Origin of the sequence: Cellulosimicrobium sp. SL-1 (genome assembly GCF_011033075.1) — a bacterium.
Taxonomy (GTDB): Bacteria; Actinomycetota; Actinomycetes; order Actinomycetales; family Cellulomonadaceae; genus Cellulosimicrobium; species Cellulosimicrobium funkei.
On sequence record NZ_JAACJC010000010.1, the window covers coordinates 44,237 to 58,871 of the forward strand.

General features: G+C 73.8%; 13 protein-coding genes. All 13 read right to left on the reverse strand.

The genetic code is table 11. From position 1 onward, the window contains the following. Positions 1–153: 153 nt before the first annotated feature. Entirely contained in the window at positions 154–3,690 is a 3,537-nt protein-coding gene (dnaE, locus tag GWJ10_RS15665; protein ID WP_061267591.1) for a DNA polymerase III subunit alpha, read from the reverse strand. 98 nt (positions 3,691–3,788) lie between these two features. Further along, on the reverse strand, positions 3,789–4,310 hold the full coding sequence (locus tag GWJ10_RS15670; RefSeq protein WP_076406551.1) for a GNAT family N-acetyltransferase: 522 nt from the start codon (positions 4,308–4,310) through the stop codon (positions 3,789–3,791). Further along, positions 4,307–5,236, reverse strand: coding sequence for an RluA family pseudouridine synthase (locus GWJ10_RS15675; RefSeq protein WP_163188436.1), 930 nt, complete (start codon positions 5,234–5,236; stop codon positions 4,307–4,309). The genes GWJ10_RS15670 and GWJ10_RS15675 overlap by 4 nt, the downstream gene beginning before the upstream one ends. Continuing rightward, positions 5,233–5,919: a signal peptidase II gene (locus GWJ10_RS15680; protein WP_163188438.1), complete on the reverse strand. Its 687-nt coding sequence runs from the start codon at positions 5,917–5,919 to the stop codon at positions 5,233–5,235. The genes GWJ10_RS15675 and GWJ10_RS15680 overlap by 4 nt, the downstream gene beginning before the upstream one ends. A 59-nt stretch (positions 5,920–5,978) precedes the next feature. Then, positions 5,979–6,440: a TraR/DksA C4-type zinc finger protein gene (locus tag GWJ10_RS15685; RefSeq protein ID WP_021482712.1), complete on the reverse strand. Its 462-nt coding sequence runs from the start codon at positions 6,438–6,440 to the stop codon at positions 5,979–5,981. A 138-nt stretch (positions 6,441–6,578) separates the two neighbouring features. Then, positions 6,579–7,253, reverse strand: a complete 675-nt coding sequence (locus GWJ10_RS15690; RefSeq protein ID WP_061267590.1) for a DivIVA domain-containing protein — start codon at positions 7,251–7,253, stop codon at positions 6,579–6,581. Positions 7,254–7,478: 225 nt separating this feature from the next. Beyond that, the gene (locus GWJ10_RS15695) at positions 7,479–7,769 is read right to left on the reverse strand and encodes a YggT family protein (RefSeq protein WP_240696747.1); all 291 of its coding nucleotides are present in this window, start codon (positions 7,767–7,769) and stop codon (positions 7,479–7,481) included. Between the two features lie 150 nt (positions 7,770–7,919). Beyond that, the gene (sepF, locus tag GWJ10_RS15700) at positions 7,920–8,405 is read right to left on the reverse strand and encodes a cell division protein SepF (RefSeq protein WP_034652914.1); all 486 of its coding nucleotides are present in this window, start codon (positions 8,403–8,405) and stop codon (positions 7,920–7,922) included. 139 nt (positions 8,406–8,544) lie between these two features. Continuing rightward, positions 8,545–9,351, reverse strand: a complete 807-nt coding sequence (gene pgeF / locus GWJ10_RS15705; protein ID WP_241005854.1) for a peptidoglycan editing factor PgeF — start codon at positions 9,349–9,351, stop codon at positions 8,545–8,547. Positions 9,352–9,385: 34 nt separating this feature from the next. Continuing rightward, positions 9,386–10,723, reverse strand: a complete 1,338-nt coding sequence (ftsZ, locus tag GWJ10_RS15710; RefSeq protein ID WP_076406550.1) for a cell division protein FtsZ — start codon at positions 10,721–10,723, stop codon at positions 9,386–9,388. Between the two features lie 149 nt (positions 10,724–10,872). Beyond that, complete coding sequence (locus tag GWJ10_RS15715; protein ID WP_163188440.1) at positions 10,873–11,943, reverse strand: cell division protein FtsQ/DivIB; 1,071 nt, start codon at positions 11,941–11,943, stop codon at positions 10,873–10,875. Beyond that, complete coding sequence (gene murC, locus GWJ10_RS15720) at positions 11,943–13,421, reverse strand: UDP-N-acetylmuramate--L-alanine ligase (protein ID WP_346773838.1); 1,479 nt, start codon at positions 13,419–13,421, stop codon at positions 11,943–11,945. Before murC ends, GWJ10_RS15715 begins: the two co-directional genes overlap by 1 nt. Next, positions 13,418–14,566 carry an undecaprenyldiphospho-muramoylpentapeptide beta-N-acetylglucosaminyltransferase gene (gene murG / locus GWJ10_RS15725; RefSeq protein WP_128957523.1) on the reverse strand — a complete coding sequence of 383 codons (1,149 nt, stop codon included), beginning with the start codon at positions 14,564–14,566 and terminating at the stop codon, positions 13,418–13,420. Before murG ends, murC begins: the two co-directional genes overlap by 4 nt. Positions 14,567–14,635 lie beyond the last annotated feature (69 nt).

Genomic DNA, 14,635 nt, shown 5'->3' on the forward strand with positions numbered 1-14,635 from the left:
CACGACGCCGCCGACGAGCCGCAGCGGGTGCGCCGTCCTGCGTGCGCCGCAGCGCGGGCAGGACGGCACCGCCCGGGCGGTGGCACCGTCTGCGCGGCGGGACCGTCTGCGCGGCGGGACCGTGCGCAGTGCCGGACCGACGGCGTCGGCGTGTCAGAGCAGGCAGGACGGCCCGAGCAGCGCCTTGAGGTCGCCGAACAGCGCCGGCGACTTCTCGACCCGCAGCCCGTCGCCCGCGCGCACGACCGTGGTCTTGCCGGGCTCGAGGACCTGGACGTGCACCTCGGCCGAGCCGGGGTGCGTCGCGAGGACCTCGCGCAGGCGCAGGATGATCGGCTCGACGCAGCGCGTGTGCGAGACCTTCACGGCGAGCGGCGACTCCGCGCCCACGGTGATGTCCGGGAGCGAGACCTCCATCGCCTGGAGCTGCATCGTGTCGTCGCGCCGGCGCACGCGCCCGCGCAGGACCACGACCTGGTCCTCGGCGAGGACGGTCGAGTACGCGAGGTACGTCTCGCCGAAGAACATGACCTCGACGGCGCCCTCGAGGTCCTCGATGGTCACCGCGGCCCACGGGTTGCCGTTCTTGCTCATCTTGCGCTGGAGCGACGTCACGAGGCCGGCGATCGTCACGGTGGAGCCGTCGGGCCGGCCCTCGTCGGCGAGGAGGTTCGCGATCCCGGTGTCCGCGGCGCGCGTCAGCACGTGCTCGAGCCCGGACAACGGGTGGTCGGACACGTACAGGCCGAGCATCTCGCGCTCGAACGCGAGGCGCTGCTTCTTGTCCCAGTCCGGGAGGTCGGGCACGTCGACGGAGAACGACATGCCGTCCTCGGCGTCGGCGCCCCCGAAGTCGGCGAAGAGGTCGAACTGGCCCTCCGCCTCCTTGCGCTTGACGCTGATCACCGAGTCGACGGCCTGCTCGTGCACGACGAGCAGGGCGCGCCGCGCGTGGCCGAGCGAGTCGAACGCGCCTGCCTTGATGAGCGACTCGATGGTGCGCTTGTTGCACACCACGGCCGGCACCTTGTCGAGGAAGTCGGTGAACGACGTGAACGCGCCCTTCTCCTCGCGCGTGCGGATGATCGCGTCGACGACGTTCGCGCCGACGTTGCGCACGCCCGTGAGACCGAAGCGGATGTCGCCGCCCACCGCGGTGAACTTCGCCGCGGAGTCGTTCACGTCCGGCGGGAGCACGGTGATGTGCATGCGGCGGCACTCGTTGAGGTAGAGGGCCAGCTTGTCCTTGTCGTCGCGCACGCTCTGCAGGAGCGCCGCCATGTACTCCGTCGGGTAGTTCGCCTTGAGGAACGCCGTCCAGTACGCCACGAGGCCGTACCCGGCGGAGTGCGCCTTGTTGAAGGCGTAGCCCGCGAACGGGACCAGCGTGTCCCAGACCGCCTGGATCGCGGCGTCGGAGTACCCGCGCTCCCGGCAGCCCGCCTGGAACGGCACGAACTCCTTGTCGAGGATCTCCTTCTTCTTCTTGCCCATCGCGCGCCGCAGCAGGTCGGCCTGTCCGAGCGAGTACCCGGCGAGGATCTGCGCGGCCCTCTGGACCTGCTCCTGGTAGACGATGAGGCCGTAGGTCTCGTCGAGGATCTCCGCGAGAGGCTGCTCGAGCTCCGGGTGGATGGGCTCGATCTTCTGCAGCCCGTTCTTGCGCAGCGCGTAGTTCGTGTGCGAGTTCATGCCCATCGGGCCCGGGCGGTACAGCGCGATGACGGCCGAGAGGTCGTCGAACTTGTCCGGCTTCATCTGGCGCAGGAGCGCGCGCATGGGGCCGCCGTCGAGCTGGAACACGCCGAGCGTGTCACCGCGCGCGAGCAGCTCGTACGACGCCTTGTCGTCGAGCGTGAGCGACTCGATCTCGATCGGCTCCTTGCCGTTCATCTCGATGTTCTCGAGCGCGTCGTCGAGGATCGTGAGGTTCCGCAGCCCGAGGAAGTCCATCTTGATGAGGCCGAGGCCCTCGGACGTCGGGTAGTCGAACTGCGTGATGACCGCGCCGTCCTGGGGACGGCGCATGATCGGGATGATGTCGATGAGCGGGTCGCTCGACATGATGACGCCCGCGGCGTGCACGCCCCACTGCCGCTTCAGCCCCTCGATACCCCGCGCGAGCTCGACGACGCGCTGAGCCTCCGGGTCGGTGTCGTGGAGCTGGCGGAACTCCGCGGCCTCGGAGTACCGCTCGTGCTTCGGGTCGAAGATCCCCGACAGGGGGATGTCCTTGCCCATGACGGCCGGCGGCATCGCCTTGGTGAGCTTCTCCCCCATCGCGAACGGGAAGCCGAGGAGCCGTGCCGAGTCCTTGAGGGCCTGCTTGGCCTTGATCGTGCCGTAGGTGACGATCTGGGCGACGCGGTCGTCGCCGTACTTCTCCGTGACGTACCGGATGACCTCCCCGCGCCGACGCTCGTCGAAGTCGACGTCGACGTCGGGCATCGAGACGCGCTCGGGGTTGAGGAACCGCTCGAAGATCAGCCCGTGCTCCAGCGGGTCGAGCTCGGTGATGCCCATGAGGTACGACGCCATCGAGCCTGCGGCGGACCCACGGCCGGGGCCGACGCGGATGCCCTGGTCCTTGGCCCAGTTGATGAAGTCGGCGACCACGAGGAAGTACCCCGGGAAGCCCATCTGGATGATGACCTCGGTCTCGTACTGCGCCTGCTTGCGCGCCGCGTCCGGGATGCCGTTCGGGTAGCGGCGGTGCAGCCCGCGCTCGACCTCCTTGACGAACCAGCTCGTCTCGTCCTCGCCCTCGGGGACGGGGAACCGCGGCATGTAGTTCGCCTTCGTGTCGAACGACACCTCGCACTGCTCGGCGATGAGCAGCGTGTTGTCGCACGCCTCGGGGAGCTCCGCGAAGACCCGGCGCATCTCGGCCGCCGACTTCACGTAGTAGCCGGTGCCGTCGAACTTGAACCGGTCCGGGTCGTCGAGCGTCGAGCCGGAGTTGATCGCGAGCAGCGCCTCCTGGCTGGAAGCGTCCTCCTCGCGCACGTAGTGGAGGTCGTTCGTCGCGACGAGGCGCGCCCCGATGGTCTCCGCGAGGCGCAGGAGGTCCTTCGTGACCCGTGTCTCGATGTCGATCCCGTGGTCCATGAGCTCGACGAAGAAGTTCTCGCGGCCGAAGATGTCCTGGAGCTCGCCCGCCGTCCGCACCGCCTCGTCCCACTGGCCGAGGCGCAGGCGCGTCTGGATCTCGCCCGACGGGCACCCGCTCGTCGCGACGAGGCCCTTGCCGTAGCGCTGGAGGAGGTCGCGGTCCATGCGCGGCCACTTGCCCATCTGCCCCTCGAGCGACGCGAGCGACGACGCCCGGAACAGGTTGTGCAGACCCTCGTTGTCCTTCGCGAGCAGCGTCATGTGCGTGTACGCACCGCGCGCCGACACGTCGTCGGACTCCTGCCCCTGCTGCCCGAACCGCACGCGGGTCTGGTCGAACCGGCTCGTGCCCGGCGTGACGTACGCCTCGACGCCGATGATCGGCTTGATGCCCTTCGCCTGCGCCCGCGACCAGAACTCGAACGCCCCGAACACGTAGCCGTGGTCCGTCGTCGCGATGGCCTTCTGGCCCAGGCGCTCGACCTCGTCGAACAGGTCCCCGATCCGGGCCGCACCGTCCAGCATCGAGTACTCGGTGTGGACGTGGAGGTGGACGAAGTCCTCGGTCGCGGTGGGCATGCACCGATCTTAGGCGTGCCCCACCCACACCCGGGCGAGGTCGCGGCGGGTCGTGCGGCACGTCACGCGAACGGCGCGCGGTGCCCCGCCGAGAGGGGTCAGACGTCCGTCGTCAGGGTCTTGGCGGCGTCGCGGTGGTCGATGCCCGCGTCGAGGTAGACGGGTCCGGACACGGCGTACCCGAGCCGCTCGTAGAAGCCGATCGCCTGGACCTGGGCGGAGAGGAGGACGCGCACGGCGCGGCGTCCGTCCGGCCCTGGGACCGCGTGCTCGGCGAGCGCGACCTCCTCCAGCGCGCGCATCACCGCGACTCCCGCGCCGGTGCCGCGCGCGACCGCGGCGACCGCGACCCGGCCGACGTGCACCTCTCCCGGGTGCGCGGGGTCCGTGAGGAGCCGGCCCGTGCCGACGACGTCCCCGCCCCGGTCGCGGTCCCGGACGAGCACGTGCGTGGTCGTCTCCGCGGTGTCCAGGTCGTCGATCTCCTCCTCGACCGGCACCCCCTGCTCGTCGACGAACACCGCGAGCCGCAGCGCGTGCGCGGCGGCCAGCCCGGCGTCGTCGGCCACGCGCTCCACGGCGAGCCGGGCGTCGCCCGGCCCCGAGGCGGCGACGGTCACGCGTACGCCCCGCGCAGCACCTCGAGCGCGTGCGCGAGGTCGTCCGGGTACTCGCTCGTCAGCTCGAGCCACTGCCCGGTCGTGGGGTGCTCGAACCCGAGGCGCATCGCGTGCAGCCACTGGCGCGTCAGGGACACGCGCGAGGCCAGCACCGGGTCGGCACCGTACGTGAGGTCGCCGACGCACGGGTGCCGCAGCGCGGAGAAGTGCACCCGGATCTGGTGCGTGCGACCCGTCTCGAGGTGCACCTCGACGAGGGACGCGGCGGGCAGCATCTCGAGCACCTCGTAGTGCGTGACCGAGGGCTTGCCCTCCGCCGTGACCGCGAACTTCCAGTCCGCGCTGGGGTGCCGCCCGATCGGCGCGTCGATGGTCCCGGTGGTGGGCTCGGGATGGCCCTGGACGAGCGCGTGATAGACCTTCTCGACCGTGCGCTCCTTGAAGGCGCGCTTGAGCGCGGTGTACGCGACCTCGCTCTTCGCGACGACCATGAGTCCCGACGTCCCGGCGTCGAGGCGGTGCACGATGCCCTGGCGCTCCGCGGCGCCCGACGTCGAGATCCGGTACCCCGCGGCCGCGAGGGCGCCGACGACGGTCGGGCCCGTCCAGCCCGGCGACGGGTGGGCCGCGACCCCGACGGGCTTGTCGACGACCACCAGGTCGTCGTCGTCGTGCACGATGCCCATGCCCGGCACGGGTTCCGCGACGACCTCGACGACAGGCGCGGCGTCGGGCACGTCGACCTCGAGCCACCCGCCCGGGACGAGCCGGTCGGACTTGCCGACCTCGCGCCCGTCGAGGCGGACGGCGCCGCCTGCGGCGAGCTCTGCGGCCCGCGTCCGCGAGAGGCCGAGGAGCCGGGACAGCCCGGCGTCGACCCGCTCGCCCGCGAGGCCGTCGGGCACCGGGAGCGACCGGAGGCTCACCGCGCCCCCTCGTCGTCGGTCCCCGTGGCGGTCGGCTCGGGTGCGGGCCCGGACGTCGGCTCGACGGCGTCGTCGGCGCTCGTCCCGGAGCCCGCGTGGTCGCCGCCGTGGCGCGTCCCGTCCAGCCCGATGCCGAGCACCGACAGGACGGCGATCATCACGGCCGCGGCCACGATCGCGATGTCCGCGACGTTGCCCACGAACCAGTTCGCGTAGGCGATGAAGTCGACGACGTGCCCGCGCGCGAAGCCGGGCTCCCGGAAGAAGCGGTCGACGAGGTTCCCGAGCGCGCCGCCCAGCAGGAGGCCCAGCGCGACGGCCCACGCGCGCGAGCCGATGCGGCTCACCATGCGCACGATGACGACGACGACCGCGACCACGACGATGGTCAGGAGCCACGTCATGCCGGTCGCGATGGAGAGCGCCGCACCGGGGTTGTAGATGAGCCGCAGCCCGAGCAGCGACCCCACCAGCGGGATCGTGTCGTCGCCCAGCGTGAGGCTCGACTCCGCCCACCACTTGGTGAGCTGGTCGAGCACGAGGACGAGGACGGCGAGGACGACGGTCCACACGACCAGGACGCGTCGCGGACCGCGCCGGACGGCTCCTGCGGCGAGGTCGGCGGGCGCCTGCGGGGAGGCGTCGGCGGGGTCGGTGGGCTCGGGGCGCGCGGAGGTGGACATCGGCCGCAAGTCTGCCACGTCGTCGCCCCGGTCGACGCGGCCCCGCGACGCGTCGGCGCTCAGCGCCGCTCGGCGCGCTGCTTGGCCTCGACCGAGAGGTTCGCGCGCGGGAACGCCTGGAGGCGCGCCTTGCCGATCGGCAGCCCCGTCTCCTCGCACGTCGCGTACGTGCCGGCCGCGATGCGGTCGAGCGCGTGCGACGTCTGCGCGAGGAGGTCGCGCACGTTGTTGACGAGCGTCAGCTCCTGCTCTCGCTCGAGGGCGCTGGACCCGGAGTCCGCCTGGTCGTCGCCGGCGCCGTCACCGGAGTGCCGCAGGAGGTTCGACAGCTCCTCGTCCGCGACGGCGAGCTCCCCCTCCAGCCGCTCCTTCTCGGCGAGCAGCTCCGCGGCGAGCTCCTCGGCCTCCCGCAGGGTCCAGGGCTCCTCCCCGTCGCGCACGGGGAAGGACTTGACGTCCTTCGCGAGGTTCGGGAAACGGTCGCGCACGGCCGAACGGGCCGCGGTGGTGAGCTTGGTCATGTCGCCCCTCCAAGTTCGAGTCACGCGAGAGTAGACGCAGCGGCCGGTACGCACAACACACCACGCCGGTCCGCCGAGGCGGGAGAGAAGGCGTAGGTGCGTGGCGTACCGGCCGCTGCCGGACGGTCGACGCAGGTGCTAGATGCCGGGAGCGAGGTCGCTCGTGCGGCTCGCCCCGCCGACGTTGCTGCGCGGCGGGAGGGCGCTGCCCCGGTTGTCCAGGTCGCCCAGCAGGTTCTGCAGGTAGCTCTTGAGACGCGTGCGGTAGTCGCGCTCGAAGATCCGCAGCTCGTCGATCTTGCGCTCGAGGAGCGAACGCTCCTGCTCGAGCTGCGAGAGCGTGCGGTGCGAGGTCTCCTCGGCCTCGCGCACGATGCGCGAGCCCTCCTCCTTGGCCTCCGCGATGAGGCGGTCACCCTCCTCCTGGCCGGAGCGCACGTAGTCGTCGTGCAGCTTCTGGGCCAGCTGGAGCATGCCCGTCGCCGACTCGGGCTCCGCCGCGTTCTTCGTGACGACGGCCTGCGAGATCGGGGCGGCGCGCACGGGCTCCGGCTCCGGCTCGGGCGCCTTCGGCGTCTCGACGACGGGGGGCTGCACCGCAGCGCTGGACGCGTCGGCTCGGCTGAGCTCGGCGAGACGACGCTCCGCCGCGGCGAGCTTCGCCTTGAGGTCCTCGTTCTCCTCCTGCACGGAGTTGAGGGTCCTCACCACCTCGTCCAAGAAGTCGTCGACCTCTTCGACGTCGTAGCCCTCGCGGAACTTCGTCGCCGAGAACTTCTTGTTCAGGATGTCCTCTGCAGTGAGCAGTGCCATCGGTTCACCTCATAGCGTTTGCGTGTCGGTCCGGGCGACCTCGCGATCACCAGACTCCAAAGTAGCGGACATTGCCCTCAGGGGCGGGAGCAGCCGCGCCGTCGCGCGCCGTCGAACCGTGCCGACGGCGTGCAGCGTGCGCGGGCGTGCGGTGGGGGTCGGGGCGAACCGGACGTAGCGGCCCGGTACGGACCGCCCGGACACCCCGATCGGGTGACGTGCGTCTCAGAGCGAGGACACGACCTGCGCCGCGATCGTCACCGCGAAGAACAGGATGATGAATGCGAGGTCGAGGCGCACCTGACCCAGCGAGAGCGGCGGGATGAGCCGACGCAGCGCGCGCAGGGGCGGGTCCGTCGCCGAGTAGATCACCTCGGCGAGCACCAGCAGGACCCCCCGGGGCCTCCAGTCGCGGGCGAAGAACTGCACCCAGTCGAACACGAGCCGACCGATGAGCAGCAGCAGGTAGAGCCAGAGCAGGAATCCGACGATGCCTGTGATGAGGTCCCAGATCACGGGTCAACTGTGCCAGACGCACCGCCCCCGGCCCCGCCGGGGACACGCGCTACGCCCAGGGCGGACGCGCAGGAGGGACGGGCGCGTCACCGCGTCCGCCCCTCCGTGCGTGCGGCGCGTGCTCGGCGGGTCACCGCGCCGCGCGCACGCTCAGCTCTGGTTGTAGAAGCCCGCGCGACCGGGGGCCGGCGCGGCGGCCTGCTCCTCGCCGGTGATCTCGACGTGCTCGGGCGAGAGCAGGAACACCTTGTTGGTGACGCGCTCGATGGCCCCGTGCAGCCCGAAGATGAGGCCCGCGGAGAAGTCGACGAGGCGCTTCGCGTCCGCGTCGTCCATGTCCGAGAGGTTCATGATCACCGGGGTGCCGCCGCGGAACGCCTCGCCGATCACGCGCGCGTCGTTGTACGACCGCGGGTGCACCGTCGTGATCCGCCGCAGCTCGGCCGCCGACATGCTCGTCTGCGGCACCTCGCGCGGCCCGAGCGCGCGGTGCAGCGGCGTCACCGGTGCCTGGTAGTCGTGCGCCACGTCCGCCCCCGTCTCGTCGAGCTCGTCGACGTACTCGTCCTGCTCGTCCTCGCCGCGATCATCAGCGAGGCCCAGATACAGCATGGTCTTGCGCAGCGCTCCCGCCATGGGCCTTGCTCCGTCCTCGATCGATCCTCGGTCCACCGGCCGTCGGACCGGTGCGTTCACGCTAACCGAGGGTGCGCGGCGAGCCCCGGACGACACGCCCGGCGTGCGCAACCTCGTGCGGAGGTCGGACCGAGCCCGCTCAGGTGCCGGTGAGCGCCACGAGCCCGGCGAACCGACCGGTCGTCGTGCCGCGGCGCGCCGCCCGACGGTGCGAGAAGAACCGCTCGTCCTCGATCGTGCACGCCGGGACGCGCACGACGTCCGCCACGCCCGCCGCGACGAGGTCGGCGACGACCCCCGCGGGCAGGTCGAGCGCCGGCGTCCCCCAGGACGTCGTCGACCACGTGGCCGGACGCGCGAGCGCGACGTCGTCGCGCATCCACGCGGGCACCTCGTAGCACCGCCCGCACGCACTCGGCCCGACGGCGGCCCGCACCCGGTCGACCCGTGCGCCGGCGGCGACCAGGGCGCCCAGCGCCGCGTCGACCACCCCGTGCGCGAGGCCACGGCGTCCGGCGTGCGCGACGCCGACGACGCCCGCCTCGGCGTCCGCGAGGAGGACGGGCACGCAGTCGGCCACGAGGACGCCCAGACCCACGCCGCGGGACGGGGCGACGAGAGCGTCGGCCTCCCCCACCGTGTCGACGGGGTCCGCACCGCGCGGCGCAGGTTCCACCGTCGCGACCCGGGTGCCGTGGACCTGCGTCGCGAAGGCCGGGTCCGCACCGAGCCACGCGGCTGCCCGCGCGCGGTTCGCGCGCACCCGGTCGGCGTCGTCGGTCACGTTCAGCCCGAGGTTGAGCGTGTCCCACGGCGCCGGCGAGAGCCCGCCGTCACGCGTCGTGAATCCGGCGCGCACCCCCGGCCCGAGGTCCACCTCGAGCACGACGGGAGGGGCGGCGCCGTCGGCGCCACCCCTCCCGTCCTGCACGGTCCCGGCGCTCACGCCGCCCCGCACCGCGCCGCGCGGTCGCGCACCGTCACTTGAGGAAGTCGGGCACGTCGAGCTCCTCGACCTTGCGGCGCGGGGGCTCCTCGTCGAAGATCCGCGGGGGCACGTCGACGCCCTCGTTCTGCCCGCCCGGCACGGCCTCCGCGTTGTGGTTCCCGGCGTCGCCGGAACCGACCACGGTGAACGGCGCGGGGGCGACCGGCTGCACCGGCACCGGGCCGTGACCGCCGTCGAGCGTGACGGGGACGTCGTCGGCCTCCGGCTGGATCGGCACGACCGGCCGCGGCAGCGTGTGCGCGCCCGTCGTCGGTGCCGGCGGCACGGCCCGCGCGGCGGGCACGACCGGGATCGCGCTCGTCGCGGGGCGCTGGGCGCCGGCCACCTGGCCGAGCGCCCGCGCGTCGCCCCGCACCTGCGGGGCACCGCCGTCGAAGCCGGCCGCGATGACGGTGACACGGACCTCGTCGCCCAGCGCGTCGTCGATCACGGCGCCGAAGATGATGTTCGCCTCGGTGTGCGCGGCCTCGTGGACCAGGCGCGCCGCCTCGTTGATCTCGAACAGGCCGAGGTCGGAGCCACCCTGGATGGAGAGCAGCACGCCGTGGGCGCCGTCGATGCTCGCCTCGAGGAGCGGCGACGAGATCGCCATCTCGGCGGCCTGCACCGCGCGGTCGTCGCCCCGCGCGTTGCCGATGCCCATGAGGGCGCTGCCCGCGCCCTGCATGACGGACTTGACGTCCGCGAAGTCGAGGTTGATGAGACCGGGGGTCGTGATGAGGTCGGTGATGCCCTGGACACCGGACAGCAGCACCTGGTCGGCCTGGTGGAACGCCTGCAGCGCGCTGACGTTGCGGTCCGACATCGACAGGAGGCGGTCGTTCGGGATGACGATGAGGGTGTCGACCTCGTTGCGCAGGTTCTCGATGCCCTGGTCCGCCTGGACCGAGCGGCGGCGGCCCTCGAACGTGAAGGGCCGCGTCACGACGCCGACGGTCAGCGCGCCGAGCGAGCGCGCGATGCGGGCGACGACCGGTGCGCCGCCCGTGCCGGTGCCGCCGCCCTCGCCCGCCGTGACGAAGACCATGTCCGCGCCGCGCAGCACGTCCTCGATCTCCTCGGCGTGGTCCTCGGCGGCCTTCTTGCCGACCTCGGGGTCGGCGCCGGCGCCGAGACCGCGCGTGAGCTCGCGACCGACGTCGAGCTTGACGTCCGCGTCGGACATGAGGAGCGCCTGGGCGTCCGTGTTGATGGCGATGAACTCGACACCCTTGAGGCCGACCTCGATCATCCGGTTGACGGCGTTCACGCCCCCACCGCCGATGCCGACCACCTTGATCACTGCTAGGTAGTTCTGCGGAGTTGCCACGTCAATGCCTCTCGATCGGTCAGCCCTGAACCTTCACCCTCAAGTAGAGGGTTATAGTTATGTCAGGTCGTTCATGGGTCGACCGTAGGTGTCGACGTGCCCATCATCAACGACCGTCTCGCGCGTGTCGGGGATCGCCACGCGCGCATTCACCGCGTCACCGGGAGCCGTGGGGCCGAGACGTCGTACACGGTGACCCCCGCGTTCTCCGGGACGGCCCGGAGCGTCTGCAGGACGCGCACCTTCAGCGCCGCCTCCTCGGAGCTCCCCCACTCGACGACGACGCCGTCCCGCAGCGTCATGCGGACCGCGTCGCGCGTCGGCGCCGAGACCTCCGCGACCTGCGCGTGGAGGTCCGCCGGGAGCGCGTTGAGCAGCACGAGCGCGGCGTCGAGCGCCCGCGCCCCCTGGTCGTCGAGCGGCGCGTCGATCTCCGGCAACCCCTCGGGCACGACCGGGTCGGTGCGCACGTGGACGCCGTCGGCGTCGAGCAGCGCGAAGCCGTCGTCCACGGGCACCGCCACGACGGGCTCGCGCGACTCGAGGAGCACAGCGAGCCCCGAGGGCCACGCACGCCGGATCTCGACGTCGCGCACGCCGTTGAGGTCGAGCACCTGCTCGCGCAGCGCGACCGTGTCGAGCCGCGGCAGCGGCACGCCGTCCGCGGCGGCGACCACGTCGCGGACCTGCTGCGGGTCGATCACCGTGCCCTCGCCGGAGACCGTGACCTTGTCGAGGTCGAGGCCGAGCGCGGGCGAGAAGAACGCCACCCACGCGAGACCGGCGACGACGAGGAGCGCCGCGACCCAGCCGAGGACGCGCGTGCGGACCCGGTGACGGCGCATCGCGTCGCGCTCGGCGAGCCGCTCGGCCATGCCGTGCGAGACGACCCCGATCGGGGCGGCGGACGCGCCGCGCGGTACGGACGTCGTCGTGCCCGTGGCCCGGCCGCCGCCACCGCGCGCGGCCGGAGGACGATCGGTGCCGGGTCGGCCGCCCGACGAGCGCACGAGCTCGGAGCCCGGTGCCGCGACGCGGCGCACCGGTCGCGTCGGCGTGTCCTCGACCGGCGCACGGCGCGCGCCCGCGGGCGGGGCCGGCTTCGCGGAGCTCGGGGCCGGCTTCGCGGGGCCCGGAGCCGCGGGCCGTCCGGCCCGTTCGCCCGCGCCCGACCGGCCCGGCCGCGGCGCGGCGGGACGAGGCTGGGGCGGCGGACGCATCAGGCCTCGCCTCCTCCGGGCGCCGGGGCGCCGTCGCGACGCGCGCGGACGCGCTCCAGGACGACGGGGCCGAGCTCGGTGACGTCCCCCGCACCGACCGTGAGCACGAGGTCGCCCGGGCGGGCGGCGTCCGCGACGCGGCGGGCCGCCTCGACGCGGTCCTCGACCGCGGCGACGACCACGCCGGGGGCGTCGACCAGGTCGGTGATCGTGCGCGCGCTCACGGCCGGGTCCGGCTCCTCGCGCGCCGCGTAGACGCCCGTGACCACGACCTCGTCCGCTCCGGCGAGCGCCTGCGCGAACTCGCGCGCGAACGTCGCGGTGCGCGAGTACAGGTGCGGCTGGAACAGCACGAGCACCCGGCCGCCGGCCGCGACGGGCCGGGCGGCGGCGAGCAGCGCGGCCACCTCGGTCGGGTGGTGCGCGTAGTCGTCGACGACCCGCACGCCGCCCGCCTCGCCGCGAGCCTCGAAACGGCGGCCGGTGCCGAGGAAGCCGCGCGCGGCCGCGACCGCCGCCGCCGGGTCGACGCCGAGCACGACCGCCGTCACGACGGCCGCGGTCGCGTTGAGCGCGTTGTGGTGCCCCGGCACGCGCAGCAGCAGCGCGAGCCCGTCGAGGCGCGCCGCACCGACCGTGCCCGTGAGCGACGCCCGCACCCTGGGTCGGCCCGCCTCGTCGGTGGGGGCCACGTCCGCGAGGCGCACGTCGGCGTCTGCGGCCGTGCCGTACGTGACCACCGCTCCCCCGGCCCGGGCGTGGGACGACGCGAGAGCGCGCGCCCCCGCGTCGTCGGCGCACGCGACGAGCGTCCCGCCCGGGACGATCCGCGCCGCGAAGTCGACGAACGCCTGCTCGAACGCGTCGCGCGACCCGTAGTGGTCGAGGTGGTCCGGCTCCACGTTGGTGACGACGGCGACGTCCGGGGCGTAGTTGAGGAACGACCCGTCCGACTCGTCGGCCTCGGCCACGAGGACGTCCGACCCGAGGTGGCCGCCCGCGACGGGGCCGTCCTCGGTGAGCACCGTGCCGCCGATCGCGAACGACGGGTCGAGGCCCGCGCCGCGCAGGACGGTCGCGATCATCGCGGACGTCGTGGTCTTGCCGTGCGCGCCCGCCACGGCGACGGACCGGCCGCGCGCCATGAGCGAGGCCAGCGCCTGCGAGCGGTGCAGCACGCGCAGGCCGGCCGTGCGTGCCGCCGCGAGCTCGGGGTTCGTCTCGCGCACGGCGCTCGACACCACGACGGTGTCCGCGCCAGCGACGTGCGCGGCGTCGTGGCCGACCCACACCCGGACGCCGTCGGAGCGCAGCGCGGCGAGCGCGTCGCCCTCGCGCGCGTCCGAGCCCTGGACGGGCACGCCGTGCGCGGCGAGGAGACGGGCGACGACGGACATGCCCGCCCCGCCGACGCCGACGAGGTGGACCGTGCCGAGCGCCTCGAGCGCGAGCGGGCCCTCGCCCGACGCCGCCGTCACGGTCGTGCCCCCGGCGCACCGGCGACGGCCTCGGCGACGAGGTCCGCGACCCGCGCGGCGCCGTCGCGCACACCCGCTCCCGCGGCGGCCGCGGCCATCGCGTCGAGCCGGCCCGGGTCACCGAGCAGCGCGGGGACCTCGCGCGCGACCCACGCCGCGTCGAGCTGCGCGTCGTCGACGAGCAGGCCGCCACCCGCGGCGACGACGGGGCCGGCGTTGAGCCGCTGCTCCCCGTTGCCGATGGGCAGCGGCACGTAGACGGCCGGGATGCCCAGCGCCGCGAGCTCGCCCACCGTGCCCGCGCCCGCGCGGCACACGACGAGGTCCGCGACCGCGAGCGCGAGCTGCATCTCGGCGAGGTACTCGCGCACGTCGTAGCGCGCGCCGGGGTGGCCCGCGACGGCACCGGCCGCCGCCTCGCGCACCGCGCCGTCCTTGCCCTTGCCCGTCAGGTGGAGGATCTGCGTGCCCGCCCCGAGGAGCGCGCCGGCGGCACCGGAGACCGCCTCGTTGAGGCTCTGCGCCCCCAGCGAGCCGCCGGTGACGACGAGCGTGCGCGCGCGGGGGTCGAGGCCGAGGCGCGCCGCGGCGTCCGCGCGCACCCCGGCGGCGTCCGCCGCCCGCGCGGCCACGAGGTCCTGGATCTCGCGGCGCAGCGGCAGCCCGGTGACGACGCCGCCCTTGAGCGGCGTGCCCTCGAACGTCACGCCGACGCGCGCGGCCCACCGGGCACCGAGGCGGTTCGCCAGGCCGGGGCGCGCGTTCTGCTCGTGGATCACGACCGGGACGTCGCGACGGCGCGCGGCGAGGTACGCGGGCGTGGAGACGTAGCCCCCGAAGCCGACGACGACGCGCGCGCCGGTCTCGTCGATGACGGCGCCCGCCGCGTCCACGGCGGACTTGAGACGGCCCGGGAGGTTGACCCACTCCGCGCTCGGGCGGCGCGGGAGCGGGACGCGCGGCACGTGCCGCAGCGGGTAGCCCCGGGCGGGGACCAGGTCGTCCTCCAGGCCGCCCGCGACCCCGAGCGCGGTCACCACCACGCCGGGCTCACGCGCCCGGAGCTCGTCCGCCACCGCGAGGAGCGGGTTCACGTGCCCCGCCGTCCCGCCGCCTGCGAGCACCACCGAACCGATCGTCGTCACGTACCTCGTCGTCCTTCCCTGCGGCAGGTGCCGCGTCCTGTCCGTCGTGCGGAGGTCTGTCGTGCGGGG